Below are 25237 nucleotides of genomic sequence, written 5' to 3'. Positions count from 1 at the left end.
ATTATAAGTTGTGGCCCACAGGACGTGGCGTTTTTAGTCTTTGTTCTGCTGGCGGGCCTTTACGGGCAGTTGGACTCCCACTTATCCTTTTTCGATTCCTCTGAGTCTGGAAAAGGGAGGCTTACTGCCCGTTAGACTGCGATAACATCCACCATCTCTAAACATACCTCAGGAGGGGCAGCTCATAAGCTTGCCCCTCCAGTTTTTTAGCATCATCATATTATACCGGCTGTACCTGCTTATTTTCCTTTGCAGCAGGAGCGTAATCTCCAAGCACCTGATAAGCCTTCAAATATGATGTATCTAATAAAGATACAGCTTTCAATGATGCCTTAACGATGAAGGCATCTTTTGAAACTTTGCTGATTGTTTCAAATCCTTCAGGCAATCCCCCTTTATCAGCATCACCAAATATAATCCAAACTGCCTGTTCAAGAACAGTCCCTTCCGAGTCGCCTTCCTCAAAGACTGAAGGAATATCGGCTCTGCCAACATGAATCAGATCTTCAATAATTGCGCTGGCTGTCGGGAACATGCCGGCACCAGGACCCTGCAGGCTGATATTCCCGACAATATCCGCATCAATCGAAACTGCATTTTGCACTCCTTCTACTCTGTACAAGGGATGTGCCTCCACTGTCAGGACCGGTTTTACAGTACAGCGGATAGTATCTTTTTCTCTCTGAATCGATGCTACATGTTTAAATTTCAGGCCCAGGGTATCAGCCAAACGGATTTGCTCAATTGTAATATCAGTAATGCCTTCTCTAACAGATGTTTCCTGCGCCGGTGCTTTCCCGAATACCAGCTCGCTCAGAACAACCGCTTTGTAAAAAGCGTCATATCCTTCTATATCATTTTTCGGATCGGCTTCTGCATATCCTTTTTCCTGCGCTATTTTCAGTGCTTCTTCAAATGATAAGTTCTCCTCGCGCATACTTGTCAAAATGAAATTGGATGTGCCATTTAAAATTCCTTCGATCCGTTCAATCTTGTTGGCATTCAGCAGCTGCTTGATAGTCTGAATTATAGGGATCCCGCCTCCGACTGTTGCTTCAAATCCTAATGATACATTATTTTCTTTTGCGAGCCTCGCAAGCTCACTTCCATGGAATGCAAACATCTCCTTATTTGCTGTAATGACATGGCATCCTCTCGATATGGCCTGGCGCAAATACGTATAGCCTGGTTCCCTGCCAACAATGGCATCAATTACGACATCAAGCTTAGGAAGCTCAATAATATCCTGAAAGTCATCAGTTAAAAGCACCTCATCATCAGGCAAAGAATGCTTACTCACATTTTTGACAAGGATGGCCGAGACCTTCACTTCTTTCCCGAATATCGCCTGGAGCCTTCCCTGATGTTTGCTGATCGTTTCATACACTCCTTTTCCAACTGTTCCAAACCCCAATAGCCCAATCGTTATCGCTGACATTTCACATTCCCCCTGGTTAATATTTAAAGTGCAGAAAACTATAAAAACAAAAAACCCCTTCCGTCTATACAGACAAGAAGGGGTTTGAATTTACGTTCCGTTCATTCCGCCTTCTTATCTTCGGAAAATGTATTCCTCTGAATTTGGCACCGTGCATAAATGCTGGTTGCCGAGGCTTCATAGGGTCAGTCCCTCCGCCTCTCTTGATAAGAAGTTTCAAAGTATTCAATTTATATGAATCATAAACATTTATAAGGACTGCGTCAACCTTTTTTGAAAATTATTTTCTTCAAACGCTCTTACTTTCCTCGAAATCTTCAGTAATGATTTCAAGAAAATGCTTAAGAATTCGGGCAGTCAGCCCCCAAATAACCTTATCTTTAAAATAGTAAAATACTTCTTCTACTTTCCTTGCCTGCCAATTGTAATTTTCACCTCCGGCAATCAAGTCAAATGGAAAATTCTCTTCGGGCTCTACTTTAAAATTCACGTGATACATTTCCGGCTTTACTTTTTTTAGAAATGAAAGAGGGACTGTAAAAACTTCTTCCACTTCATCAGGGTTTGGCTTAATCTGGTCCGGATTATGGATAATGCCTGCATAAGGGTAAATAATTTGACCGAAGGAAATCATGTAATCCAGCGGGGACACATCTGTGATGCTGTCTTCATTCACTCCGAGTTCCTCTGAGGTTTCACGGATAGCCGTATGCTCCTCATCCCTATCTTCCGGATCTATTCTCCCGCCCGGGAAACAGACCTCCCCAGGCTGCCTTCTCATTGTAAGTGAACGCACTTCAAAAAGGACATGTACCTCATTATTTATCTCAACCAACGGAAGCAAAATAGCGAATTTCGAAAATCGCTCACTCCCTAAAATGACTGGGGTCCTGTTACTTAACCTTTTAGCCAGTTTCTCAATCTCCATCTACCCACCTCCAGCAGCAATTCCAATTTATTGGCTATTATCTTTATCATACTGTATTTACTTTGTTTTATTAATTCATATGGCTTGTACCATGTAATGATTCAGGATAGTTTATTCCTTTGTTGACTGTCTGCCCTTCAAAAGAAAAAGAAAGTTTCTCCTCCTGCAATTCAGGGAAATTAGAAAATATAATATGACATTAGGAGTGAAAATATGAAGAAAAATATATTAGTAGGCGGGTATGATACTCAGGAAGATCTTAAAGTTGCTATTGAAGGGGCCTTGTCAAACGGGTATCAGAAAGACAACCTTGTGATTGTCTCAAAAGATGGAGCGAACCTCGAAAGCTTTGCAAACAATCATGGAGTGAACTTGCGAATAGTCGGATCCCAGGAGCTCGGCAATCAGCGCTTTCTTGATTCAGTGAAAGCCCTTTTTATGGGAGAAGATCCAGCCACAAGTTCAGGAATGGATCCTAATAAAAAAGATGGTACACGGTTTGATGAACATGACTTGGATAAATACGCAAGCATGGTATTTGATGGAAAGTATGTCTTAATCGCGGACTACTATGGGAACTATCCCGCTTCCCAGGAGGACAATCAAAGGATCAGTGCTGAAGACCCAGAAGGGTATCTCGAAAGCGCTTCAGCCCGGGAAGCTGTCCATGAATCAGATATCAAGACACTGGCAGATAAAACTGGTTACACATGTGCTCTCAATAATCAGGATAATGATCCTGTTCACATTTCACCCAAGTCTGCCGATGTGAAAACCAGTGCTGAATTTAACAGGGATGAACGATATACGAAGGAAAGGCTCTAATAGCAGAAGACCCCCGTTTGGGGTCTTTTTTTTTGGAATAAAAAAGAGAGGTTCCCCTCTCTTAAGCATACTTCTTCTTATCTTCCTCCTGTTTGAAGAAACTCTTCATCGCATGGAATACATCTGCTTTTTGCTTAAGGATATAATAGCGGAAATCCTCATTTTTAATATTTTTATAGGCTGACATCAGGGTCGAATGGCGGTTATACTGGTTAACTTCACCATATCCGAACATATTGGACACCTTCATCAGGTCTTCCACCAGCTTTACACAGCGGGCGTTGTCAGAGGTCAGGTTATCACCGTCTGAGAAGTGGAAAGGGTAAATATTATATTTGCGCGGGTCGTATTTGACCTCAATCAGTTCAAGCGCTTTACGATAGGCAGATGAACAGATGGTTCCCCCGCTTTCTCCTTTTGAGAAAAAGTCCTCTTCTGAAACAACCTTTGCTTCAGTATGGTGGGCAATAAATTCAATCTCGACTGTCTCATATTTAGTTCTCAGGAAGCGTGTCATCCAGAAGAAAAAGCTTCTGGCCATATACTTTTCCCAGATCCCCATCGAGCCGCTCGTATCCATCATAGCAAGCACAACAGCCTTTGAATCAGGCTTTACAATTTCATTCCAGGTCTTAAACTTCAAATCTTCCTTATAAATTGGGTGGAACGCTGCTTTTCCACTCATTGCATTACGCTTAAATGCCGACATCATGGTGCGTTTCTTATCAATATTGCCCATTAATCCAGTCTTTCTGATATCATTAAATTCGATGTCCTCTACCAGGTTTTCATCCTGCTCTTTTCTTTTTAAATTAGGCAATTCCAATTGTTTAAATAAAGCTTCTTCAATTTCCATCAGTGATACTTCTGCTTCAAAATAATCCTCGCCTGCCTGGTCGCCTGCTCCTTGCCCCTTTCCGGGTCCTTTCTGGCTGCCGGATCCATCACGTGCCACTACATCTCCAATCTGGCTATCTCCATCGCCTTGGCCGACATGTTTGTTTTTATCATAGTTATAACGGATTTTGTATTCATCCAATGAGCGAATCGGAATTTTCACTACTTCCCGCCCATTCGACATTACAATGTTTTCTTCCGTTATCAAATCAGGCAAATTGTTGCGGATTGCTTCCTGGACTTTATCCTGATGACGCTGCTGGTCATCATAGCCTTTGCGATGGAGGGACCAATCTTCTTGGGAAATTACAAACTGATGGTTATTGACATTCGTCATGTTAACCCCTCCTTTTAAATTCAATTTCACACATTACAGCTTTCCAACATACAATATCGCGAGTGTCAAAAAAGATGAAACATCCCCAATTCAGCAGTCTGCCTTACTTTCATAGACTCATTTCCCGGCAGCAAATTTGTTATTAATGCACCAATACAAAGAAATGTTTATTACTCTATCATATGCGAGAAGACAAAATAATTTACAAATAATTTTGACAATAAGACATTCGCATCATCTTTTGGACAAGCCCATTTTTTAATATGGGGATTTGCCTAAATAAACAAAATAAACCTCCGCGTTTAGCGAAGGTTCTTGTCCTTGTTTTTATGCTGAATGGGATCGGGATATTTATCATAATCCTCTTTTAATTCTTTATTGGTCCGCAAATTCTCCATTTGCTTTCCCAGATTTTCCATTTCTTCAATATTCTCTGCCATTGAGCTGTTTCTCGGTGTATAATCCTTATCTAATTCTTTCTTTTTCATGAATATCACCTCTGCTTTATTTATACCCTGTGTTGGGCTTATCTAAACTTTTAGGCAGGTTCTGCTGCATAAAGATGGCCAGGCGAAAATAGGATTATACTAAAGGGGGGATCTTTATGAGCGAAATCCTTTGCTGCAGCTGGTGCGGTGAATTATCACTGTATGATCGGACCGTTTATCTTGAGAACAAGCCGATTTGTCCGGAATGCCAGAAAAAAAAGAAAAAAGCTGCACTTAAAATAGAGAAAAATTGATGAAGAGGCTTTCGGAGCCTCTTTTTTATATGGGTATTTTTCATTAAATCTATCAATTACACCACAGTCTTTTCTCCATCACCCGCAAAAATAAGCCTGGCAGCAACTCTGCCAGGCTCTTCTTTTTAACGATTCAGCAAGCTTCCCACATAGCGGAGCAGTTCGTTTGCTGATGTTGAGTTATAGCCATGTTCGTCAATTAATCTTGCTACAACTTCATTCACCTTCTTCAGCTGCTGCTCATCCGGCGTTTTTGAAGATGTGGTGATCTTCACCACATCTTTCAGGTCAGCGAAAAGCTTCTTCTGGATTGCTTCACGCAGACGGTCATGCGAATTATAGTCAAAGCGCTTGCCTTTTCTTGCGTAAGCTGAGATGCGGATGAGGATTTCCTCCCTGAATGCTTTCTTCGCATTCTCGGAGATGCCGATCTGTTCTTCGATTGAGCGCATCAGCTTTTCATCCGGACTGATTTCCTCACCGGTTAATGGGTCGCGCAGCTTCGCTTTATTGCAGTATGCTTCAACATTATCAAGATAGTTTTCCATAAGCGTTTTCGCAGATTCTTCATAAGAATAAACAAATGCCTTTTGTACTTCTTTCTTCGCAATATCATCATACTCTTTGCGGGCCAGAGAAATAAAGTTCAGGTATCTTTCCTTCAGCTCTGGAGTAATGGATGGATGCTGATCCAATCCTTCTTTAAGCGACCGCAATACATCCAGCGCATTGATGCTTGTGATATTTTTGCGGATGATTGTAGAAGAGATCCTGTTGATGACATAGCGCGGATCAATACCGCTCATGCCTTCATCTGCATGCTCTTTTTTCAATTCTTCCACATCAGCCCTGTTATAGCCTTCAACGCTCTCTCCATCATACAAACGCATTTTTTTAACTAAATCTATATCGCCTTTTTTCGGATCTTTCATACGGGTTAAAATCGTAAACATCGCTGCAACCCTCAAGGTATGCGGTGCAATGTGCACATTGGAAACATCGCTTTCACGAATCATTTTATCGTAAATCTTCTCTTCCTCTGAAACCTTTAAATTATATGGGATTGGCATAACAATTATCCTGGAATGCAGTGCTTCATTCTTTTTATTGGAAATGAATGAACGATACTCTGTTTCATTCGTGTGAGCGACAATTAGCTCATCTGCCGAAATCAGAGCGAAGCGTCCAGCTTTAAAGTTGCCTTCCTGAGTCAGGGACAATAAATGCCATAAAAACTTCTCGTCGCACTTCAGCATTTCCTGGAATTCCATCATACCGCGGTTTGCCTTATTTAGTTCTCCATCAAAACGATAGGCACGAGGATCTGATTCTGAACCATATTCAGCAATGGTTGAAAAGTCAATGCTTCCAGTCAGATCGGCAATATCCTGTGATTTTGGATCTGAAGGGCTGAAAGTTCCGATCCCTACCCTTCGGTCTTCCGAAAAAATGATCCTTTCAATCAAAACATCCTCAATGCGGCCGCCATATTCCTGCTCAAGACGCATGCTATTCAGTGGCGATAAATTTCCTTCAATTCTAATTCCATATTCGTCATAGAAATCCTTTCGGAGATGGTGCGGGATTAAATGAAGCGGATCTTCATGCATCGGGCAACCCTTAATAGCATAGACCGCTCCCCTATCAGAATGAGAATATAGTTCCAAACCTCTTTTTAGCATCGTCACTAATGTTGATTTACCGCCGCTGACCGGACCCATTAATAAAAGGATCCTTTTGCGGACATCAAGGCGTTTGGCTGCCGGATGGAAATACTCTTCCACTAACCTTTCCAAAGCTTCTTCTAATCCAAAGAGCTGATTGCTGAAAAACTGATATCTTTTTTGCCCCTTCACTTCTTCCACACCGGCATCTTTAATCATGCTATATACCCGTGAATGTGCTGACTGGGCAACCCATGGCTTCTCTTTAATAATTTCTAAATACTCTCCAAAAGTCCCTTCCCATTTAAGCTTTTCCTCTTCGTGTCTGTACATCTCAATTTTTTTTAGAATATCCATAAGGACCTCCCCCTGTCGCATTATCAGAGACGATTAATATACTCTATGCGCCCCGGCAATCGAACATGCGTAAACTATTGAGAGTTTGGTTTGTACTTTTTACGGGGATATTTATTAGGAATACTTTGCTGCGGTCTCTAACTGTAAAAAAAACTCCTTACTTTTCATTCACAGTTATTCATTTTTGGGCTATAATAAGCTTATATTTACATGCTTGCCTATTGAGATACCGCTAAAGGAGGATTACATATACATGGGTACAATTATTATTATCGGTGTAATGGTTGCTTTCCTTGCTGCTATTTTCACTGCTGGTTATGATGACAAGCCAGGCGTGAGCAAAAAATAAGCTGCTGATCAATTCAGCAGCTTTTTTCTTATTTGTAGGACAGACTCTTGGTGTCCAATATACCCCTACCTTATATCCATCTTTTTCTTCTGTACAAAATCCTTCATATACATTCGTGTCTGCTTTTCAAGCATGCCGGCGATTTGGCCAGTCCATGTGTCCTTCCGCTTACCGCCCGTACGCTCACCATAGTACTCGGAAATGATTTGATTATACACTTCCAGCTCTTCGCGGTAGGCAGTTTCATCCTGCTTATATTCATTTTCATGGTATATGTGCTGAAGAGGAAGCCTCGGCTTTTTATCGTTCTTTTTGGAAGGATAGCCAACAGCCAGTCCAAACAAAGGTATCACGCGATCCGGTGTCTTTAAAAGTTCAGCTACTCCCTCAAGATTGTTTCTAATTCCGCCAATATAGCAGATTCCCAATCCCAGCGATTCAGCAGCAACGGCAGCATTCTGCGCAGCCAATGCTGCATCAATGACAGCCACCATAAATTTCTCTGTGCTTTCAATGGAAGGAATTACATTGATATTTTCCATTTGTCCCATGACTTCATGACGATGCAAATCAGCACAAAAAACAAAAAAATGGCCATTTTCTGCTACATAATTCTGATTGCCTGCAAATTCAGCAAGTTTCGCTTTCTTCACTTTATCGGTAAGACCGATTATTGAATAGGCTTGAACAAAACTTGAGGTGGACGCGGCTTGAGCAGAAAGTATAATCGTTTCTATCTGCTCCCTGGAAAGCGGCTTGTCCTCAAAGTGGCGCACGGAGCGATGGTCCATCAGCAAATTGGTCACTTCATTCATCACATCTCATCCTTTCCATATGTACTTTTTCATTTTACCCAGATAGGAAAGTTTTCTCCAAAGGAAAAGGCCCGAAAAATTTCAGGCCTGCTGTTTACTATTTTAAATGCAAGTAATCCTGCTGCCGCAGTGCTTCATAAACCAGAATGGCTGCAGCGTTTGATAAATTAAGGGAACGGACTTTATCGTTCATTGGTACCCTTAATGCACGCTCTTTGTTGGTTTCAATGATATTCTTCGGAAGACCCGTCGTTTCTTTGCCAAAAATAAAATAATAATCCTTTCCTACATTGCTGTAATCGAAAGTGGAATGCGGCATGGTGCCATACTTCGTTAAGTAGAAGTATTCACCGCCTTCGCTGCTATTAAAGAAATCGTCCAATGATTCATGATAGACGATCTTTACAAATTGCCAATAATCCAGACCTGCACGCTTCAGCATTTTATCTTCTGTCGAAAAGCCAAGCGGCCGGATCAGATGCAATGTCGTATCAGTAGCCGCACAAGTACGGGCTATATTACCGGTGTTTGCCGGAATTTCCGGCTGATATAATACTACATGCAATCCCACTTTTTTCACCTCTAAATTAATTCTGCATGTGCTATTATATCACTTTGATAACACCATACAAATTACTGATCATCAGTTATAGACAAAAATTTATATTTAATATTCGGTGTATAGGCTGTTGAATCTTCATAAGCCCAATAACGCATTCGGCTGTTATAAGTATGGGCATTGACCAGCGGCATTCCTGAGGCATCTTTCCCCGTCACGATCGTTGTATGGTCAAATCGCCCGTCTCCCTGAAAATCATAGCAAATGACATCTCCAATTAAGAGCTGATCCGGACTCGAGACTTCCTCCGCTCTTAACCCCGAATTCGAACTCGGCAGATACCACCGCAATGAATTTGCAACCGTCCAGCTGTAGCTCCAATTCCCGCTTCTCATCCACCATCCTTTTCCACGGTTAGGAAACCCTCTCATCGGTCCGCCGCCTACATGAAGACACTGGGAAATATAATTCGTGCAATCCACTTCAAATTTTTTATAAGCCGGATTATAGCTGTTCCACCATTTTTCTGCATACTGCACTGCCTTCATGCGGTCATACTCATACTCTATCCTTTCTTCCTCTCCATATTCACGGTCAGGAGACGCTTCAGCTTTTTGAATATCCTTAAAAGGGTTTTTCTCCCGATCCTCGACAAACACTCCTTTATAAAAGTCGGCTGTGCGCTCTTCAATTTCTTCTTCCATAAAGAATATGCCTTTTTGCTTAATTAAATATTTAAAGTGAACTCTGTATTCAACCTGCTTCATATCATCCTTCTCCCTGCCGACCGTGATCACTTTTCCGGTTGCCTGGGCTTTAACAATCTCACCGGACCTGCCGGAAAGTGATTCTTTCTTCTTTTCAATCTTAGGGCAGGTATGAATTGAACCTCTTGAATGGGAAACGCACTGCTGCACTCTTTTTATTAACAGCTCCTGAAGCTGGTCCCTCACGCATCTCACTCCTCTCCTATTCCATACATATGAGACGAAGCTGAGGACTTTGCTTAATTTTTCGTGCAATATATTAGTAAGTCAGCCGGGCTGACCAGTTTCTCTATTTGTCCATAAAAAAAGAGGGAGATTCCTCCCTCATCATTGTTCTATAAAACTTAAACCTTTTTCAATCTCAGAAACGACCTCTCCGTCTTTTTCCTGCTGCAACGCCTGTTCCAGGGCAGCCAGTGATTTCTCACCGCCAATTTTCCCGAGTGCCCAGGCAGCCGTTCCACGGATCACCGGCCGAGGATCTTCTGTCATGACTTTAATCAGATCTTCTACAGCTGTTTCGTCTTTGTAGTGAGCCAAGGCGATAATGGCATTTCGCTGGATCGGCTTTTTCCCTCTCCAGGAGCCTGAAACCGGGCCATATTTTTCTTTAAATTCCCGGTTGCTGATAAATAGGAGCGGCCTTAAAAGCGGCTTTGCCACTTCGGGATCCGGCTCCATTTCTTCGTGCAAATGAAAATCCTTGCCTTTATTTTCAGGGCATACAGTTTGACAGGTATCACACCCGTACAGTCTATTTCCCAGTTTTTCCCTATACGGCTCTGCAAGAAAGCCTTTTGTCTGTGTCAAAAACGCGATGCACTTCTGTGCATCAAGCTGACCTCCCTGGATTAAAGCTCCAGTCGGACAAACGTCAACACATTTATTGCAGCTTCCGCATCTGTCTTCCATTGGTATATCCGGTTCAAAAGGCAGGTTCGTTATCATTTCACCGAGATAAACATAGGATCCGAATTCGGGTGTAATAATGGAACAGTTTTTGCCGCTCCAGCCAATTCCGGCACGCTGCGCTACAGCCCGGTCAACCAGTTCACCTGTATCCACCATGGATTTGCATAACGCCTCAGGGATTTTTGATTGGATGAAGCGCTCAAGCTTTTGAAGACGTTCCCTCAGGATATGATGATAATCTTTACCCCATGAAGCGCGGCAGAAAATTCCTCTTCGCTCACCTCTTTTGCTGACAACTCTGACCTTCATTTTGGAAGGGTAAGCAACAGCAATTGAGATAATGGATCTGGGTTTGTCCATTAGCAGGCCCGGATTCACCCTCTTCTTAATATCAGGCTCTTCAAATCCTGATTGATATTGAAGTTCCTGCTGGCGAATCAGTCTATTTTTCATCTCATCAAAAGTGCTGGCTGCTGTAAAACCGATTTTATCTATGCCAATTGTTTTGCTGTATTCAATCACTTCCTGCTTGAATTGGGCAAAATCCATTGTATAACCTCCTTTCATGAAAAATTGATTTATATTAAAGTCTTTAATTTATTGAATCACCGCTTATTATGATAAACTATTTTAAAGTAATTTTGGAGGTGGAAAGCTTGGAAATTACGATTGCTCCCGAGTTGTGCAGGTTATTTCCCCAATTTAAAATTGGATTCATTACATATAAAAATATAGAAGTCGGACAATCTCCTCAAATGGTAAAGGGCAGACTCCAATTATTTCAGGAATCAATTTATTTTGACTTAGAGGACAAGAGTGTTACAGAACTTGAGGGGATCAAGGAATGGAGACAGATTTTCAAAACAGCAGGCAAGGATCCAAATCGGCACCGTCACTCTGCAGAAGCACTGTACAGAAGAATTAAAAAACAAAATTATCTGCAGCCGGTCAACAGCTCCATAGATATTAACAACTTCTTTTCCCTCGAATATCAAATACCGATTGGCGTGTATGACGCCGATAAGCTTTCAGGTAATCTGACTATCAGGTTAGGCAAAGAAGGCGAAGAATATAACGGTTTAAACGGAAGACCCAACTCACTTGCCAATTTAATTATTAGTGAAGATGCGGCAGGGCCATTTGGCAGTCCGTTTGTCGACTCAGAAAGGTCAGCGGTGACAGAGCAGACTAATAATGCCGTTCAAATCGTTTATTTGCGCCCTTCTCTGGAAATGGAAAAGGCTGAAAAAATGGTTGATTCTTTAATGAACATGTACACTCAAGTACATGGCGGAGAAGGAGCCTCTAAGGTAATTGGATGTTAAACAAGTTTCTAAAAAATCGAGTGGTATCCTCGGATGCCACCCGATTCTTTTTGCTTAATAGCCAAGGAAAATGAAAAAACGCAATACCTCGTTCTTTTTGAACGAAACACTGCGTTGGCTATGTATGGAGCGGGTGAAGGGAATCGAACCCTCATCATCAGCTTGGAAGGCTGAGGTTTTACCACTAAACTACACCCGCATTTGTGTATTTATATTTAATCAGCAATGAAATTATGACTAAACCCTATGTCGATTTTTATCAACAGAAAAAATAAACATTGTGTCGAATCCACTATTTAATAGTACTAAATTCAGTCAGAATGGTCAACCCCATTTGAGAAATTTGTCGAAAATACAGGGAAGGATTTTAAAATCCTCCCCTGCTAAAATTGTTACATCCACCACATTTCTGAAGGCTGCTCTTCGATTAAGATCGATTTAAGGTTTCTGACTGCCCTTGTAAATCCTTCTTCTATAGACATAAGCGGATCTTCATGCTCAATGCTGACAACATAATCATACCCAAATGTTCGCAAAGCGCTTATCATATCCGACCATTCCTGCAGCCCGTGTCCGCACCCGACTGACCTGAATGTCCACGCTCTGGTCTGAACATTTCCATATGGCTGCATATCTGTTAAACCGTACATATTAACATTTTCCTGATCAATATAAGTATCTTTTGCATGAAAATGATGAATGGCATTTTCTTTTCCCAATATTTTTATTGCCGCCACAGGGTCGATTCCCTGCCACCATAAATGGCTTGGGTCCAGATTGGCTCCAATGGCATCACAGGTTTCTCCCCTTAATTTTAGAAGTGTATAAGGAGTATGCACAAGGAACCCGCCATGAAGTTCAAGACCAATTTTCACATTATGGTCTTTTGCAAATTGCCCGGCTTTCTTCCAGTAAGGAATGAGTTTCTCCTCCCATTGCCATTTCAGCACTTCTCCATACTCATTCGGCCATGGAGCGACCGGCCAATTCGGATGCTTGGCCCCTTCCCCATCACCTGCAGTACCGGAAAAACAGTTAACAACCGGAACATTCATTAAGCTGGCTAACCTAATCGTGTCATATAAAACACGGTCCGATTCCTCTGCAAATGCTCTATCAGGGGAAATCGGATTGCCATGGCAGCTGAATGCGCTGATTTCAAGCCCTCTTGATAAAATCTTGTTCAGATAATCATCCCGGAGTTCTTTGCTTTCTAATAGCTCGTTCAGGCTGCAGTGAGCATTTCCGGGATATGCTCCCGTTCCGATTTCAACAGCCTTAAGCCCAGCAGCTTTCACATGATCAAGCATTTCTTCAAAATTCTTCTCAGCAAATAAAACGGTAAATACGCCGAGCTTCATAAAATCTCCTCCTTGCTTCTAAAATATTTCTCTTCTGCCCATTTCACTGCTTTTATAAATCGCATCAATAATTCTGGTTGTCTGCAGTGCTTCTTCTGCTTTAACTATGAACTCTTCTCTCCCCAAACAGCTGTCAATAAAGTTCTGTGCCTGCGCCAAAGCATAGTCATCCTCACCCGGCAGCCATTCTGGGCGTGTATTAAGGAGCATTCCATGTTTTGATTGGTTCAAACTGAATGGGAATAAATCAATTCCTCCATTCTGCCCCGAAAGGCTGAGGCCTTCATCATCCCCTTCGATATTGGCCGACCATGAGGTTTCAAAAAGCAAGGATGCGCCATTTGCAAATTTTATGTAAGCAGTCACATGATCATCGACATGAAAGGATTGATGGTCAAAACTTCCCCATAGATTCACCTGCCCAGGCATTCTGCTCAAAGTATTATAAGCTGTACCGGAAACCTCGGTTTCCTCGGGGTTTCCTAGAAGCCAAAGCGAGAGGTCAAGCAAGTGGCACCCATAATCAATCAAACTTCCTCCGCCCTGAAGTTCCTTATTAGTGAAAACACCCCATCCCGGTACCTTTCTTCTTCTCATCGCTCGTGCCCTGGCTGCAAATGGAAGGCCAATTTCATCTTCTGAAATGAGTTTTTTGGCAGCCTGAGCCTCTTTCATAAACCGGTAGTGGTAGGCAATGGCCAAAACCTTTCCCGACCTGTCTCTGGCCTCTATCATTTTCCTGCATTCATCTGCTGTCATGGCCATCGGCTTCTCACACAATACATGCAGCCCAGCCTCCATCGCAGCAACCGTAAGCTCTGCATGAAACTTGTTCGGTGTACAAATAACTACAGCATCAGCTTCATTGAATACTTCTTTATAATCTGTAAAAACGCTTCTAATTCCAAACTTCTTTGCAGCCAGCTGTGCAGTATCCTTATTCACATCGCAAATAGCCGTAATGGAAGCACGATCCGATAATTTTAATATAACTGGGATATGCCTGGACTGGGCTATTCCGCCAGCACCGATAATTCCAATCCGAAGTTTCTTCATGAATGCACCTCAATTAATTTTGACAATCTGCTTTGTTTCGCTTGACTGCAGCGCAGCAAGTATCACTTGGAGCGACTTCATTCCCTCGGTACCAGGAATCGCAGGCTCCTGTTCATTTAAGATACTTTCAACAAAATGATCAATGACGCCTGAATTCTTTTGTCCTCCTTCTTCATTTGTCTGAATCCCGCCGAGTTCGTACTTTACTGTATCACCGTTTGCATACTGAACAACGAGAGAATGCACCGGATCATCCTCTAATCTCAAAATTGCTTTTTCTCCATATATAATGGTGGAATTGTCTTCGTTAGAGACATAAGACCAGCTTGCAGCCAATGTACCGATTACACCGCTTTCCGTTTTCAAGACGCATACCGCTGTATCATCGACATCTGCACCAAGCTTGGCACTTGTTTCTACAAATGCTCCTGCCTCAGAGAACTCTTCTCCCAGCAGATAACGCAGCAAGTCGGTCTTATGTACACCAAGGTCGCCCATGGCGCCAATAAAAGCCTGATCTTTTTTGAAGAACCAGCTTTCTTTGCCATCTGCACTCCATCCCTCCGGCCCGCCGTGGCCAAAAGCCGACCGGAAACTATAGATTTTTCCTGCTTCACCTTTTGCGATCAATTCCTTTGCTTTTTTATGAGATGGTACAAAGCGCTGATTATGAGCAATCATTAATTTCTTTCCATTCTTACGGGCTGCTTCAATCATGTCCTGTGCCTCTTCCATAGAAGTTGCCATTGGCTTTTCACATAAAACATGCTTGCCGGCGTTTAATGCGGCAACAGAAATGGGTGCATGCAGATAATTCGGGGTGCAGACACTCACAGCATCTATATCCGGATTAGCCAGTAATTCTCTATAATCGGTGTACACCTTCACCCCATAAAGATCGGCAAACACATGTGCACGCTCTTCATTAATATCACATACCGCTGCAATGACAGCCCCGCTGTTTGCATGATATTCAGGCATATGCCGGTGCTTGGCTATACTTCCGCATCCAATAATTCCAATTTTGAGTTTTTTCATCTTAATTTTCCACTCCTTCTTGATTCACTCTGATTCTCTCCAATGGCTTTGCATTTCCATAGACCGGTACGGGAAAATCAGCTGGCTTAGCCCACTTAACTGCATTTTTAATAACCTGCTGAACATCCTTATGATAATAAGTTGGATACGTTTCATGTCCTGGGCGAAAATAAAAAATTTTCCCTTTTCCACGCCTGTATGTACAGCCGCTCCGGAAAACTTCCCCTCCCTCAAACCAGCTCACCATTACAAGTTCATCCGGCGCAGGGATATCAAAATGTTCCCCATACATTTCTTCTTTTTCAAGTTCAATATATTCTCCAAGTCCTTCTGCAATGGGATGGCCTGGATCTACAATCCAAATCCGTTCCTTTTCATCGGCTTCTCTCCACTTTAAATCACAGGATGTTCCCATTAATACTTTAAAAATCTTAGAGAAATGACCGGAATGCAGGACAATCAGCCCCATTCCCTCCAGCACTCTTTGCTTTATTTTTTCAACGATTGCATCCTCAACTTCCTCATGCGCGAGATGTCCCCACCAGACCAAAACGTCTGTTTCCTGTAAAACAGCATCACTAAGTCCATGCTGGGGCTCATCCAATGTAGCTGTCTTTACGTTATAATCTTCTTCATTGAAAAAGTCTGCAATGGCACCGTGAATACCATCCGGATAGACAGACCTTACCTTATCATCCTTTTGTTCATGACGATTCTCATTCCAGACAAGCACGTTGATCATGATCTTCCTCCTTCTGTTAATTCATACTTCGATATTCATTTGGGGAAATCCCCTCTGTCTTTTTAAAGACTTTGCTAAAATACTTTTCATCCTGATAACCGACCTGGAAAGCAATTTCATAGATTTTCAGTTTAGGGTTCTGCAGAAGCTCTTTTGCCTTGTTCATCCGGGCATTCGTAATAAAATCCGTAATGGTAGCCTGATATTCCTGTTTAAACTTTCTGGAAATGTATTCCCTGCTTAAATAAAACCTGTCTGCAATTTCCTGCAGGTTAATATCCTTGCTATAGCTTTCCAGCAAAAACTGTTCTATTTGCTGAATCACATTCATCTCCCCGTCATGCTCCTGCTCGCATTCCCCTGGATGACTTTGCTGTTTCCATTCATTTATGGCTTTCTCCAGGGTTTCATTCAATATTTCAGGATCAATAGGCTTCAAGATATAATCAAAGCTTTTATAACAGATGGCATTCCTCATATAGTCAAAATCATCATATCCGCTGACAACAATCGTCTTGCTGGATAGATCCGAAGAATGAATCCATTTTAAAAGGCTTATGCCATCTCTCTTTGGCATGCTCATATCAGTGAATATGATTTCCGGGCGATGCTCTTTAATCAGCCTTATGGCCTCATTTCCATCTGCCGCCTCCATGATTGTGTCAATTCCAAAGCGACTCCAATCCGCCAGAAGCATTAAGCCTTCCCTCACATGTTTTTCATCATCCACAATAATTGCTTTCATCTTATCCACCTTCCATCCTTTTTGGAAGTTTAATAGAAACAAGCAGCCCGCCTCGCTCAAGATTCTTAAGCTGCAGGTATGCCCGATTGCCATAGTAGAGTTTTAACCGGGTGTAAACATTCTTCAGTCCGATATTCGTTAACTCACCCTTTTGCCCAATCCGGTCATTCATCAAATGCAATCGGATTTCCTCCATCCTGTTCTCAGAGACGCCTGTGCCATTATCCCCGATCAGAATATCCAGATAAAATTCATCCTGTCTGCAGGTAATACTAACCTCTCCAGTTTTTTCACGCGCATCAAAACCATGCTTAAAGTAATTCTCCACTATGGGCTGTAAAATCATTTTCGGCACCGGAAACTCCAATGCCTCTTCATCAAGCTGAAAACGGAACTGAAGCTGGTCACCAAACCGCTCTTTTTGCAGCAGGAGATAGGCCCTCGTATGTTCAATCTCTTTTTGAAGAGAAACCATATCCTCCTCCATATTCATGCTGTACCGCATGATTTTAGAGAGGCGGGTTACAGACGAATAAATCTGCGGCCCTTGATTTTTTAAGGCAGCTGTTCCGATAGACTGCAATGCGTTATATAAAAAATGCGGATTGACCTGGGACTGCAGAACCTTTAGCTGATTGGTCTTGTTCTCAAGCTGGAGCTTATACTCCCGATTGATCAAATCATTAATTTTATCGATCATTTGTTTAAATCGATCACCGAGATAACCAATTTCATCATTGCCAAAAGATTGAAAACGGACATTAAGGTTTCCCTTTTCAACCTGATCAATATATTTCAGCAGGATTCTGATTGGAGAAGTGATTCTAACAGAGATAAATAAAGTGGCGAGTATAACCAGAATGAGTCCGATTACGCCAAACATGATATTGATTTTCGCCACGCTGAATGCACTTTCATATAGAGTGGTGTATGGGACACGCTTAACAAGATACCATCCGCCAGAATTTTGCGATAATTGATCGTATATCATGACGCCGTTGAATGAACCTTCCTTCCATTCAACCGTGCCATTTTCTTTATCTGTACTGATCACCCAATTAATCCAATCAGGCGTTTTAGTATCTTCATCAGTTTCATCAGTTGAACGGTAGATCAAATCACCTTCAGGAGATATTATATAGAATTCTTCATTATCGCCCGAATAAAGATTACGGCTGATATTGGTTATTTGATCCGGTGAAAATTCCAGTGAGATATATGCCAATACATCGTCTGATGGAATATTGATTAAAGATCTGTGAAGCGTTATTACATTTTTAGCCTTTTTGTCCTCAGGCTCCTTTATCTTATGAATAGGCTCAAGATACATATTGCTTGGACTTTCTTTTGCTTTTACGTAAAATTCCTGATTGGCATTTGACAGCTTCTTTGAAAAAATAACTGTAGAGCGCCTTGATGCTGTTATAAGCCGATCTTCCTTGGCAACAGCAATGTTGACTCTTTTGATATTTTCTTCTGCATACAGTATGGTAGAAATTACATTTCTTACAGCTTCCACTGCCTGATAATTATTTTCCTTTTGGGGATCTTTTAAAAAGTTTATTAAACCTGGATTATTGTATAGGGATAGTGTTAATCCGTCCAGCTCATTTATGTAACCCTCCAGGTTTACTTTTCCTTGATATAATAGGTTGCTATTTTCCTTTATGGCCTGGTCTTTCAATGATTCCGCTGTATGATAATAAGTGATGATTATTGACGCCCCAAATGGAACGATCGTGGCTACCATCAATAGAACAATCAGTTTATTCCTAATGCTCTTTTTGAACATGTACATCCCCCGCTGCTTTGTCTTTTACAATAGTATAAAGCGAACTTCCCTTTTTGGGGATGCCTTTTTGCTATGAGGGTTTAGCATATTTAAAAATATAAAACAGAAAGCATATCTTCCGCAGACATGCTTCCTGTTTAACCAAATTTATTTCAAATTATCCCAGGATGCCTGGAAGCGTTCAACGAGCGTATCATAGTCAATCTTTCCTGCAGCGTATTCCTGGATTGTTGCAGCAAACTCTTTATTTGCACCATCCGGCCATCTGAACCATGTCCAAGGAACGGTTTTGTCTTCCTTAGAATACTCAAGAATATGCTGGCCAAGTGGCCCTAAACCGGTTGGCTCGATATTGTCGAAGGCAGGAATGAACGCAAACTCTTCTGTGATATAACGCTTTCCTGTTTCAGAAGAAACCATCCAGTCAAGGAATAATTTTGCTTCTTCAAGATGCTCTGAATTTTTATTAAGAACCCAGTTGTTCGGAACACCTACCGGTAAACGGTCTGCTTCAGCTTCATCATCAGTCAGCGGAATTGGAAGGAATCCCATATTAATTTCAGGGTTAATTTCAAGAATCATGTTTTCTGTCCAGTTCCCCTGCTGAAGCATAGCCGTTTTGCCGGAAGCAAATAGCGTCACTTGCGTATTGTAATCTGTTGTTAATGGATTTTCATTTCCAAAGTTTATTTCAGTATCAAGCACTTCTTTGAACTCTTTAAATTTATCATTGCCAGTAATCTTTTCAGATCCGCTGTATAGGCCCTCAATAAATGCCACCGGATCTTCCTGCTGTGCAAATGGAATATTTAATAAATGCTGACCAATGACCCACCACTCTCCGTAGCCGGCAGAGAAAGGAGTAATTCCTTTATCTTTTAGTTTTTCAGCAGCATCCTTCAGTTCAGAAATCGTATTAGGCGGCTCAGTAATGCCTGCTTCTTCAAATAAATCTTTATTATAAATGAAACCATATCCTTCAAGGTTTACAGGCATTCCATAAAGTTTGCCGTCTGTATCAGTCATTGGAACTTTTCCAATTGGAAGCACATGCTCTGCCCAAGGCTCATTTGAAAGATCTGCAAGATGCTCTTTCCAAAGCTCCAATTCTTTAAATCCGCCATTGTTAAAAATATCAGGCTGTTCGCCGGATGCAAACTTTGCTTTTAATGCGGCACCATAATCAGCACCGCCGCCGACTGATTCAAGCTTTACTTTAATATTCGGATGTTCCTTTTCGAATTCACCGATCATTTCCTGAAGCTGATCGGCAATCTCCACTTTAAACTGGAACAAATTCAATGTTACCACTTCATCCTCATTCTTTGAATCATCCTTAGGCTTTTCATCCCCTGAAGAGCTGGAAGAAGAACAGCCTGCCATAATGCCCGCCATCAGAACCAATGACAGCAGTAAGAAAGCAAAGCGTTTCATTTTGTTTCCCCCCTGAATAATTTTTTATATAAACTTTAACGGCCCATTTGGCCGCAAAAGTCTCTATAACTACTTGATGGAGCCTTGTGCAATGCCTTTAATAATATGCCTCTGCAGAAACAGGAAGAAAATAACGACCGGGGTAATGCCCATCACAAGGGCGGCCAGTCCCATGTCCCATTGCTTTGTATATTGGGCAAAAAATGAGCTTGTGGCTAAAGGAATCGTCCTAAGCTCTGCATCCTGAAGAACAAGAAGCGGCAGCAGATAATCATTCCAGATCCATAACGTATTTAAAATAACAACCGTGACAGTGATTGGCTTTAGAAGCGGAAAAACAATTCTCCAAAAGACCCCAAACTGGCTGCACCCATCAATTCGGGCCGATTCTTCTATCTCGATTGGAACTGTTTTAATAAAGCCGTGATACAGAAAAAGTGATAACGGTACACCAAATCCAAAATACATAATGATAAGGCCAGGTATGCTGTTTGTTAGATTCAGCGTGCCTCCCAGCTTCATCAGCGGTATCATGACTGTCTGGAATGGAATAACCATGGCAGATACAAATAATGCAAACAGAATTTTGCTGAATTTCCCCGGGGTTCGAACCATCTTCCAGGCAGCCATGGAACTAATGACAACAAGTCCAATATTGCTGACTACCGTAATTATAAGCGAATTCCAGAAGGCCCTCGGGAAATTAATGATATCCCATACCTTCAAGTAATTGGAGAATAAAAATTCCTGCGGCCAAGCTGCAGCATCAATCAAAATATCTGCAAAGCCTTTTACAGAATTGATGATCACGAAATAAAAAGGTATGAGGAATATGACTCCTAATACGATTCCGATAATCTCCAGCAGAAACGTAACCTTCGTATATCTGGGATTCATTATGCCTCAACCTCCCTTTTCTTGGTCATCATCACCTGAACCGTTGTAAAAATTGCTACAACAAGGAAGAACAAAATGGATTTCGCGGTACCCAGACCATACCTGTTATTCTGGAAAGCTTCCTGATAGATATTAATCGCAACAGATTGAGTTGAATTAAATGGCCCGCCGCCTGTCAGTGAAATATTCAGATCGAAAATCTTAAATGCCATTGAAATAGTTAAAAAGAAACAAATTGTAAACGCCGGCAAAATTAGAGGAATGATAATTTTCGTCAAAAGTGTCCAGCTCGATGCTCCATCGATCCTTGCAGCCTCCAGCAGTGTCTGATCAACCCCCTGCAGCGCTGCAATATAAATAACCATCATATATCCGCTGATCTGCCAGGCAAACACAATCACAATTCCCCAGAATGCTGTTGTCTCATCCCCAAGCCACGGAAGCTTAAAAACGGACAGATCTGTCAGATTTCCAATTGCAGCAAACCCTTTTACAAAAATAAACTGCCAGATGAATCCAAGTAATAATCCCCCGATAACGTTAGGAATGAAAAATACAGTCCGCAATAAATTCCTGGACTTCAAGGCTGCGTTCAATAGTAATGCAAGCCCAAAACCTAGTAAATTACTAATAATAACCGAAGCTAACATAAACTTGGTAGTAAAAATAAAAGAATCAAAAAACTTAGGATCATTCTTAAAGATCTTTATATAATTTTCAAGTCCGACCCATTCAACCACAGAACTGACACCATTCCATGACGTAAAAGAATAATAAATCCCCATCAAGAAAGGAATGATCTGAATCACCAGGAAAAAAATTAATGCCGGCCCTACAAAAGCACTATATGTTAGAATTTTTTTCAGATTTGCTTTTTTCCTGGTTACTGTTTTTATCTCTGAATTAACTGCTGGTTTCCGTATCTCAGCCTTTGTCTCCAATTGTCTTCACCGCCCCCTCATTTATTGCAAACGCTTTCCTACATTATATTTGAAACCGCTTGCATATATAGGTGACTGGATTGACTAAAATGGTGCAATATTTTGACTTCTTAAATTGTAACTTTTTTTAATGGAAGATATTGCATAGAATGAAGCTATCTTGAATATTGGGATGTGAGATATGATATTAAAATTTCGGTATGAACCAGTAGAATTAAAGATGCTTCGGTTTTTAAATGGAAGATTGCGGCTGTCCCCTAAAGATTACAGCCACTTTCATAATTTAGAAAAAGGTTTTTCAAGTGAGAAAATATTTGATCAGCTCCTCGAAGAATTACCTGAGGAATGGATTATTCTTCATGATTTATTGTTCGATTACAGTAACACCTTTTTCCAGATAGATTCACTATTAATCACTGGGGACTGCATCTATATTTTTGAAGTTAAGGATAATGCGGGAGACTTTTATATCGAACAAGACAGATGGTACACCGCACCATCAAATACTGAAGTTAAAAACCCTCTTCTGCAGCTGCAGCGAAGTGAATCTCTCCTGAGAAGACTTCTGCAGGAATTGGGAGTAAAAACCCCTCTTAAGGCTCTTCTAATTTTTATTAACCCCGAGTTTCATCTTTATCAAGCCAAAATGAATCTTCCTGCTATATTTCCAGCACAAACTAAACGATTTATAGACAGGCTAAAATTGAAATCTCAGCAGCCGAATAAAAAACATTTAATGCTGGCGGACAAGCTAATGTCCATGCATTTGAAGGATAATCCTTATGGCAGGAGATTTGAGTATACCTTTGAGAAATTGGAAAAGGGAGTACAGTGTGCTTCTTGTGGCTTATTTATGTCTTTATTAAATAAAAACAATTTAAAATGCAGCTGCGGATCAATTGAGAAAACAGAATTTGCTATATTGAGGAGTGCTGAAGAATATAAAATACTATTCCCTGAAGAAAAAATAACAACCAAGTCTATTCATATGTTTTGTAATATTCTTAATTCAAAAAGATCCACCAAAAGATCTTATCTAAGCATTATCAGCTCAATGGATTTGGTAAGACATCCTATTATGAACCTTTTTGATTTGTTGATCAAAGTAGTTGCGCATTTTCCCCGCCCTTAAAGCCACCTGTAACATCATTCAAATTTCCTAGAGTTATAGAGAGTTGGATACAAATGTATTTATCCTCTGCTTTGACGCAGCTTCTTTTCATTTTTGATGGCTATGTGGTTTCTACCCTACACTTTGATGCACCTTCTTTTCGGTTTAGATGGATATATAGTTTCTATCCTATGCTTTGACGCAGCTTCTTTTCGGTTTTGATGGATATATAGTTTCTATCCTTTGCTTTGATGCAGCTTCTTTTCGGTTTTGATGGAGATGTGGTTTCTTGCTTATGCTTTAACCCCTTCTTTCTCGCTTGCTAATAAAGTCTTATCTACCTTGGACGGAACACAACATCTATTTCTTGCTTTAGTAATTCAAACCAGGTTTATCTTGTTTCAAAAGACCTTTCCGAACAGTTCAGAACCCTTTTTCGAAACTACCCTCTGAATCGTTCGGACCCTGCATTGAAACAACTTAATTCCCCATCAGCAAAATGGTTGAACTGTTAATTGCTATCCACTTTAAAATTCCCACGCATATCTATTAGGCAACAATAAAAAAGGTTTCCCAATAAAGGAAACCTTTTTTTAGATACCGGTGGTCGGGGTCGAACCGACACTCCAGAAGGAACACGATTTTGAGTCGTGCGCGTCTGCCAATTCCGCCACACCGGCATATTAAAATGTAGTAAATCTTGTGGTGCCGAGGACCGGAATCGAACCGGTACGGTAGTCACCTACCGCAGGATTTTAAGTCCTGTGCGTCTGCCAGTTCCGCCACCCCGGCGTATATCAGCGAGTCAAGATTTAGATTATGGAGGCGGCAACCGGATTCGAACCGGTGGTAAAGGTTTTGCAGACCTCTGCCTTACCACTTGGCTATGCCGCCATAAATTAAATATTATTCTGGAGCGGAAGACGGGATTCGAACCCGCGACCCCCACCTTGGCAAGGTGATGTTCTACCACTGAACTACTTCCGCAAAATGGCTGGGCTAGCAGGATTCGAACCTGCGAGTGACGGAGTCAAAGTCCGGTGCCTTACCGCTTGGCTATAGCCCATTGATCATTCGTATTACTTATTTATATGTGAGTTATACTCGTACTGTTACTTTAAAATTATGGGGCGACTGATGGGAATCGAACCCACGAGTGTCGGAGCCACAATCCGATGCGTTAACCACTTCGCCACAGCCGCCATAATAATATTGGCAGGGGTAGTAGGAATCGAACCCACATCAAAGGTTTTGGAGACCTTCGTTTTACCATTAAACTATACCCCTATTTAAATGGTGGAGGGGGGCAGATTCGAACTGCCGAACCCGAAGGAGCGGATTTACAGTCCGCCGCGTTTAGCCACTTCGCTACCCCTCCATATTAACATAAAAAATGGTGCCGGCGAGAGGACTTGAACCCCCAACCTACTGATTACAAGTCAGTTGCTCTACCAATTGAGCTACACCGGCTAATCAATTCAGTAAAGGTGGCTCAGGACGGAATCGAACCGCCGACACAAGGATTTTCAGTCCTTTGCTCTACCGACTGAGCTACTGAGCCACATATTATTAATATTGTAAAAATGGCGGTCCGGACGGGACTCGAACCCGCGACCTCCTGCGTGACAGGCAGGCATTCTAACCAACTGAACTACCGGACCAGATTGCGGGGGCAGGATTTGAACCTGCGACCTTCGGGTTATGAGCCCGACGAGCTACCGGACTGCTCCACCCCGCGACAATAATATGGTGGAGGATGACGGGATCGAACCGCCGACCCTCTGCTTGTAAGGCAGATGCTCTCCCAGCTGAGCTAATCCTCCAAAATGGTGACCCCTACGGGATTCGAACCCGTGTTACCGCCGTGAAAGGGCGGTGTCTTAACCGCTTGACCAAGGGGCCAATATGAAATTATAATGGCGGAGAGCAAGGGATTTGAACCCTTGATACGCGGTTAGCGTATACACGATTTCCAATCGTGCTCCTTCGGCCACTCGGACAGCTCTCCATTTGGCTCCGCAGGTAGGATTCGAACCTACGACCGTTCGGTTAACAGCCGAATGCTCTACCACTGAGCTACTGCGGAATAATGATATTTGTAAAACAGCCCGGCAGCGTCCTACTCTCACAAGGGGACAGCCCCTAACTACCATCGGCGCTGAGAAGCTTAACTTCCGTGTTCGGTATGGGAACGGGTGTGACCTT

22 protein-coding genes, 17 tRNA genes, 1 rRNA gene and 1 riboswitch are annotated in these 25237 nt (G+C 41.9%); of the genes, 4 read left to right on the top strand and 36 right to left on the bottom strand.

Annotated elements, in window-relative coordinates; translation table 11 throughout:
- Positions 1 to 220: 220 nt before the first annotated feature.
- A complete protein-coding gene (locus JI665_RS00200) occupies positions 221 to 1438 on the bottom strand; it encodes a homoserine dehydrogenase (RefSeq protein WP_206834783.1) in 1218 nt (405 codons plus the stop codon).
- Positions 1439 to 1549: 111 nt separating this feature from the next.
- Positions 1550 to 1651: riboswitch (SAM riboswitch) on the bottom strand.
- A gap of 76 nt (positions 1652 to 1727) precedes the next feature.
- Positions 1728 to 2366 (bottom strand): NUDIX hydrolase, encoded by a 639-nt coding sequence (locus JI665_RS00195; protein ID WP_206834782.1) that lies wholly within the window; start codon positions 2364 to 2366, stop codon positions 1728 to 1730.
- A 213-nt stretch (positions 2367 to 2579) separates the two neighbouring features.
- Between JI665_RS00195 and JI665_RS00190 the strand changes: the two genes are divergently transcribed.
- Positions 2580 to 3191, top strand: coding sequence for a general stress protein (locus JI665_RS00190; protein WP_206834780.1), 612 nt, complete (start codon positions 2580 to 2582; stop codon positions 3189 to 3191).
- Between the two features lie 61 nt (positions 3192 to 3252).
- Here JI665_RS00190 and yhbH read toward each other — a convergent pair whose 3' ends face one another.
- Both yhbH and JI665_RS00180 read right to left on the bottom strand, forming a co-directional pair.
- A complete protein-coding gene (yhbH, locus tag JI665_RS00185; RefSeq protein ID WP_206834777.1) occupies positions 3253 to 4425 on the bottom strand; it encodes a sporulation protein YhbH in 1173 nt (390 codons plus the stop codon).
- Between the two features lie 302 nt (positions 4426 to 4727).
- Positions 4728 to 4913, bottom strand: coding sequence for a hypothetical protein (locus JI665_RS00180; RefSeq protein ID WP_113883540.1), 186 nt, complete (start codon positions 4911 to 4913; stop codon positions 4728 to 4730).
- A gap of 116 nt (positions 4914 to 5029) precedes the next feature.
- Between JI665_RS00180 and JI665_RS00175 the strand changes: the two genes are divergently transcribed.
- Entirely contained in the window at positions 5030 to 5167 is a 138-nt protein-coding gene (locus tag JI665_RS00175; RefSeq protein ID WP_206834775.1) for a hypothetical protein, read from the top strand.
- Positions 5168 to 5292: 125 nt separating this feature from the next.
- Here JI665_RS00175 and JI665_RS00170 read toward each other — a convergent pair whose 3' ends face one another.
- The 5 genes from JI665_RS00170 to queG all read right to left on the bottom strand — a co-directional run bounded on the left by JI665_RS00170 (position 5293) and on the right by queG (position 11139).
- Complete coding sequence (locus JI665_RS00170; protein WP_206834774.1) at positions 5293 to 7188, bottom strand: PrkA family serine protein kinase; 1896 nt, start codon at positions 7186 to 7188, stop codon at positions 5293 to 5295.
- A 414-nt stretch (positions 7189 to 7602) separates the two neighbouring features.
- Complete coding sequence (nfsA, locus tag JI665_RS00165) at positions 7603 to 8352, bottom strand: oxygen-insensitive NADPH nitroreductase (RefSeq protein ID WP_206834772.1); 750 nt, start codon at positions 8350 to 8352, stop codon at positions 7603 to 7605.
- Between the two features lie 97 nt (positions 8353 to 8449).
- Positions 8450 to 8923 (bottom strand): tRNA (uridine(34)/cytosine(34)/5-carboxymethylaminomethyluridine(34)-2'-O)-methyltransferase TrmL, encoded by a 474-nt coding sequence (trmL, locus tag JI665_RS00160; RefSeq protein ID WP_206834770.1) that lies wholly within the window; start codon positions 8921 to 8923, stop codon positions 8450 to 8452.
- Positions 8924 to 8985: 62 nt separating this feature from the next.
- Complete coding sequence (locus JI665_RS00155) at positions 8986 to 9864, bottom strand: amidase domain-containing protein (RefSeq protein ID WP_206834766.1); 879 nt, start codon at positions 9862 to 9864, stop codon at positions 8986 to 8988.
- A gap of 141 nt (positions 9865 to 10005) precedes the next feature.
- Positions 10006 to 11139 carry a tRNA epoxyqueuosine(34) reductase QueG gene (queG, locus tag JI665_RS00150; RefSeq protein WP_206834763.1) on the bottom strand — a complete coding sequence of 378 codons (1134 nt, stop codon included), beginning with the start codon at positions 11137 to 11139 and terminating at the stop codon, positions 10006 to 10008.
- A gap of 107 nt (positions 11140 to 11246) precedes the next feature.
- Between queG and JI665_RS00145 the strand changes: the two genes are divergently transcribed.
- The gene (locus JI665_RS00145; protein WP_206834759.1) at positions 11247 to 11915 is read left to right on the top strand and encodes a B3/B4 domain-containing protein; all 669 of its coding nucleotides are present in this window, start codon (positions 11247 to 11249) and stop codon (positions 11913 to 11915) included.
- Between the two features lie 125 nt (positions 11916 to 12040).
- Here JI665_RS00145 and JI665_RS00140 read toward each other — a convergent pair.
- The 10 genes from JI665_RS00140 to JI665_RS00095 form a co-directional block, all read right to left on the bottom strand.
- Positions 12041 to 12114, bottom strand: a tRNA-Gly gene (locus tag JI665_RS00140).
- Positions 12115 to 12307: 193 nt separating this feature from the next.
- Entirely contained in the window at positions 12308 to 13276 is a 969-nt protein-coding gene (locus tag JI665_RS00135; RefSeq protein WP_206834756.1) for a sugar phosphate isomerase/epimerase family protein, read from the bottom strand.
- 18 nt (positions 13277 to 13294) lie between these two features.
- Positions 13295 to 14332 carry a Gfo/Idh/MocA family protein gene (locus JI665_RS00130; protein ID WP_206834753.1) on the bottom strand — a complete coding sequence of 346 codons (1038 nt, stop codon included), beginning with the start codon at positions 14330 to 14332 and terminating at the stop codon, positions 13295 to 13297.
- Between the two features lie 9 nt (positions 14333 to 14341).
- A complete protein-coding gene (locus JI665_RS00125; RefSeq protein ID WP_206834751.1) occupies positions 14342 to 15370 on the bottom strand; it encodes a Gfo/Idh/MocA family protein in 1029 nt (342 codons plus the stop codon).
- Between the two features lies 1 nt (position 15371).
- Positions 15372 to 16112 (bottom strand): ThuA domain-containing protein, encoded by a 741-nt coding sequence (locus JI665_RS00120; RefSeq protein ID WP_206834749.1) that lies wholly within the window; start codon positions 16110 to 16112, stop codon positions 15372 to 15374.
- A 16-nt stretch (positions 16113 to 16128) separates the two neighbouring features.
- Positions 16129 to 16857, bottom strand: coding sequence for a response regulator transcription factor (locus JI665_RS00115; protein ID WP_206834747.1), 729 nt, complete (start codon positions 16855 to 16857; stop codon positions 16129 to 16131).
- A gap of 1 nt (position 16858) precedes the next feature.
- The gene (locus JI665_RS00110; protein WP_206834745.1) at positions 16859 to 18649 is read right to left on the bottom strand and encodes a sensor histidine kinase; all 1791 of its coding nucleotides are present in this window, start codon (positions 18647 to 18649) and stop codon (positions 16859 to 16861) included.
- A 147-nt stretch (positions 18650 to 18796) separates the two neighbouring features.
- Positions 18797 to 20083, bottom strand: a complete 1287-nt coding sequence (locus JI665_RS00105) for an ABC transporter substrate-binding protein (RefSeq protein WP_206834742.1) — start codon at positions 20081 to 20083, stop codon at positions 18797 to 18799.
- Positions 20084 to 20152: 69 nt separating this feature from the next.
- Positions 20153 to 20980, bottom strand: coding sequence for a carbohydrate ABC transporter permease (locus JI665_RS00100; protein WP_206834740.1), 828 nt, complete (start codon positions 20978 to 20980; stop codon positions 20153 to 20155).
- Complete coding sequence (locus JI665_RS00095) at positions 20980 to 21921, bottom strand: carbohydrate ABC transporter permease (RefSeq protein ID WP_206834738.1); 942 nt, start codon at positions 21919 to 21921, stop codon at positions 20980 to 20982. Before JI665_RS00095 ends, JI665_RS00100 begins: the two co-directional genes overlap by 1 nt.
- A 181-nt stretch (positions 21922 to 22102) precedes the next feature.
- Between JI665_RS00095 and JI665_RS00090 the strand changes: the two genes are divergently transcribed.
- Entirely contained in the window at positions 22103 to 23053 is a 951-nt protein-coding gene (locus JI665_RS00090) for a nuclease-related domain-containing protein (RefSeq protein ID WP_244671062.1), read from the top strand.
- 577 nt (positions 23054 to 23630) lie between these two features.
- Here the strand turns inward: JI665_RS00090 and JI665_RS00085 are convergent.
- The 17 genes from JI665_RS00085 to rrf all read right to left on the bottom strand — a co-directional run.
- A tRNA-Leu gene (locus tag JI665_RS00085) sits at positions 23631 to 23712 on the bottom strand.
- 23 nt (positions 23713 to 23735) lie between these two features.
- Positions 23736 to 23824 (bottom strand) — tRNA-Leu (locus JI665_RS00080).
- Between the two features lie 28 nt (positions 23825 to 23852).
- Positions 23853 to 23926: transfer RNA gene (locus JI665_RS00075), tRNA-Cys, on the bottom strand.
- Between the two features lie 18 nt (positions 23927 to 23944).
- Positions 23945 to 24019, bottom strand: a tRNA-Gly gene (locus JI665_RS00070).
- Between the two features lie 4 nt (positions 24020 to 24023).
- A tRNA-Gln gene (locus JI665_RS00065) sits at positions 24024 to 24098 on the bottom strand.
- Positions 24099 to 24158: 60 nt separating this feature from the next.
- A tRNA-His gene (locus JI665_RS00060) sits at positions 24159 to 24234 on the bottom strand.
- 11 nt (positions 24235 to 24245) lie between these two features.
- A tRNA-Trp gene (locus JI665_RS00055) sits at positions 24246 to 24319 on the bottom strand.
- Between the two features lie 7 nt (positions 24320 to 24326).
- A tRNA-Tyr gene (locus JI665_RS00050) sits at positions 24327 to 24410 on the bottom strand.
- Between the two features lie 16 nt (positions 24411 to 24426).
- A tRNA-Thr gene (locus JI665_RS00045) sits at positions 24427 to 24502 on the bottom strand.
- A gap of 18 nt (positions 24503 to 24520) precedes the next feature.
- Positions 24521 to 24593: transfer RNA gene (locus JI665_RS00040), tRNA-Phe, on the bottom strand.
- Positions 24594 to 24616: 23 nt separating this feature from the next.
- Positions 24617 to 24693: transfer RNA gene (locus tag JI665_RS00035), tRNA-Asp, on the bottom strand.
- 3 nt (positions 24694 to 24696) lie between these two features.
- A tRNA-Met gene (locus tag JI665_RS00030) sits at positions 24697 to 24770 on the bottom strand.
- Positions 24771 to 24779: 9 nt separating this feature from the next.
- Positions 24780 to 24855 (bottom strand) — tRNA-Val (locus tag JI665_RS00025).
- 4 nt (positions 24856 to 24859) lie between these two features.
- Positions 24860 to 24934: transfer RNA gene (locus tag JI665_RS00020), tRNA-Glu, on the bottom strand.
- 15 nt (positions 24935 to 24949) lie between these two features.
- Positions 24950 to 25040 (bottom strand) — tRNA-Ser (locus tag JI665_RS00015).
- Positions 25041 to 25043: 3 nt separating this feature from the next.
- Positions 25044 to 25118 (bottom strand) — tRNA-Asn (locus JI665_RS00010).
- Positions 25119 to 25138: 20 nt separating this feature from the next.
- Positions 25139 to 25237: ribosomal RNA gene (gene rrf / locus JI665_RS00005) — 5S ribosomal RNA — on the bottom strand; the annotation flags it as partial.

The organism is Bacillus sp. NTK034 (assembly GCF_017303275.1).
Taxonomy (GTDB): domain Bacteria; phylum Bacillota; class Bacilli; order Bacillales; family Cytobacillaceae; genus Cytobacillus.
This window is presented reverse-complemented; position numbering and strand designations above follow the sequence as displayed.

Excerpts from the sequence above, each read along its gene's own strand:
- JI665_RS00190 (WP_206834780.1), top strand. The coding sequence starts at position 2,580 with ATGAAGAAAAATATATTAGTAGGCGGGTATGATACTCAGGAAGATCTT.
- JI665_RS00200 (WP_206834783.1), bottom strand. The coding sequence starts at position 1,438 with ATGTCAGCGATAACGATTGGGCTATTGGGGTTTGGAACAGTTGGAAAA.
- queG (WP_206834763.1), bottom strand. The coding sequence starts at position 11,139 with ATGGATTTTGCCCAATTCAAGCAGGAAGTGATTGAATACAGCAAAACA.
- JI665_RS00100 (WP_206834740.1), bottom strand. The coding sequence starts at position 20,980 with ATGAATCCCAGATATACGAAGGTTACGTTTCTGCTGGAGATTATCGGA.
- yhbH (WP_206834777.1), bottom strand. The coding sequence starts at position 4,425 with ATGACGAATGTCAATAACCATCAGTTTGTAATTTCCCAAGAAGATTGG.
- JI665_RS00125 (WP_206834751.1), bottom strand. The coding sequence starts at position 15,370 with ATGAAAAAACTCAAAATTGGAATTATTGGATGCGGAAGTATAGCCAAG.
- JI665_RS00110 (WP_206834745.1), bottom strand. The coding sequence starts at position 18,649 with ATGTTCAAAAAGAGCATTAGGAATAAACTGATTGTTCTATTGATGGTA.
- nfsA (WP_206834772.1), bottom strand. The coding sequence starts at position 8,352 with ATGAATGAAGTGACCAATTTGCTGATGGACCATCGCTCCGTGCGCCAC.
- JI665_RS00195 (WP_206834782.1), bottom strand. The coding sequence starts at position 2,366 with ATGGAGATTGAGAAACTGGCTAAAAGGTTAAGTAACAGGACCCCAGTC.
- JI665_RS00175 (WP_206834775.1), top strand. The coding sequence starts at position 5,030 with ATGAGCGAAATCCTTTGCTGCAGCTGGTGCGGTGAATTATCACTGTAT.
- JI665_RS00170 (WP_206834774.1), bottom strand. The coding sequence starts at position 7,188 with ATGGATATTCTAAAAAAAATTGAGATGTACAGACACGAAGAGGAAAAG.
- JI665_RS00180 (WP_113883540.1), bottom strand. The coding sequence starts at position 4,913 with ATGAAAAAGAAAGAATTAGATAAGGATTATACACCGAGAAACAGCTCA.
- JI665_RS00120 (WP_206834749.1), bottom strand. The coding sequence starts at position 16,112 with ATGATCAACGTGCTTGTCTGGAATGAGAATCGTCATGAACAAAAGGAT.
- JI665_RS00090 (WP_244671062.1), top strand. The coding sequence starts at position 22,103 with ATGATATTAAAATTTCGGTATGAACCAGTAGAATTAAAGATGCTTCGG.
- JI665_RS00115 (WP_206834747.1), bottom strand. The coding sequence starts at position 16,857 with ATGAAAGCAATTATTGTGGATGATGAAAAACATGTGAGGGAAGGCTTA.
- JI665_RS00135 (WP_206834756.1), bottom strand. The coding sequence starts at position 13,276 with ATGAAGCTCGGCGTATTTACCGTTTTATTTGCTGAGAAGAATTTTGAA.
- JI665_RS00105 (WP_206834742.1), bottom strand. The coding sequence starts at position 20,083 with ATGAAACGCTTTGCTTTCTTACTGCTGTCATTGGTTCTGATGGCGGGC.
- JI665_RS00130 (WP_206834753.1), bottom strand. The coding sequence starts at position 14,332 with ATGAAGAAACTTCGGATTGGAATTATCGGTGCTGGCGGAATAGCCCAG.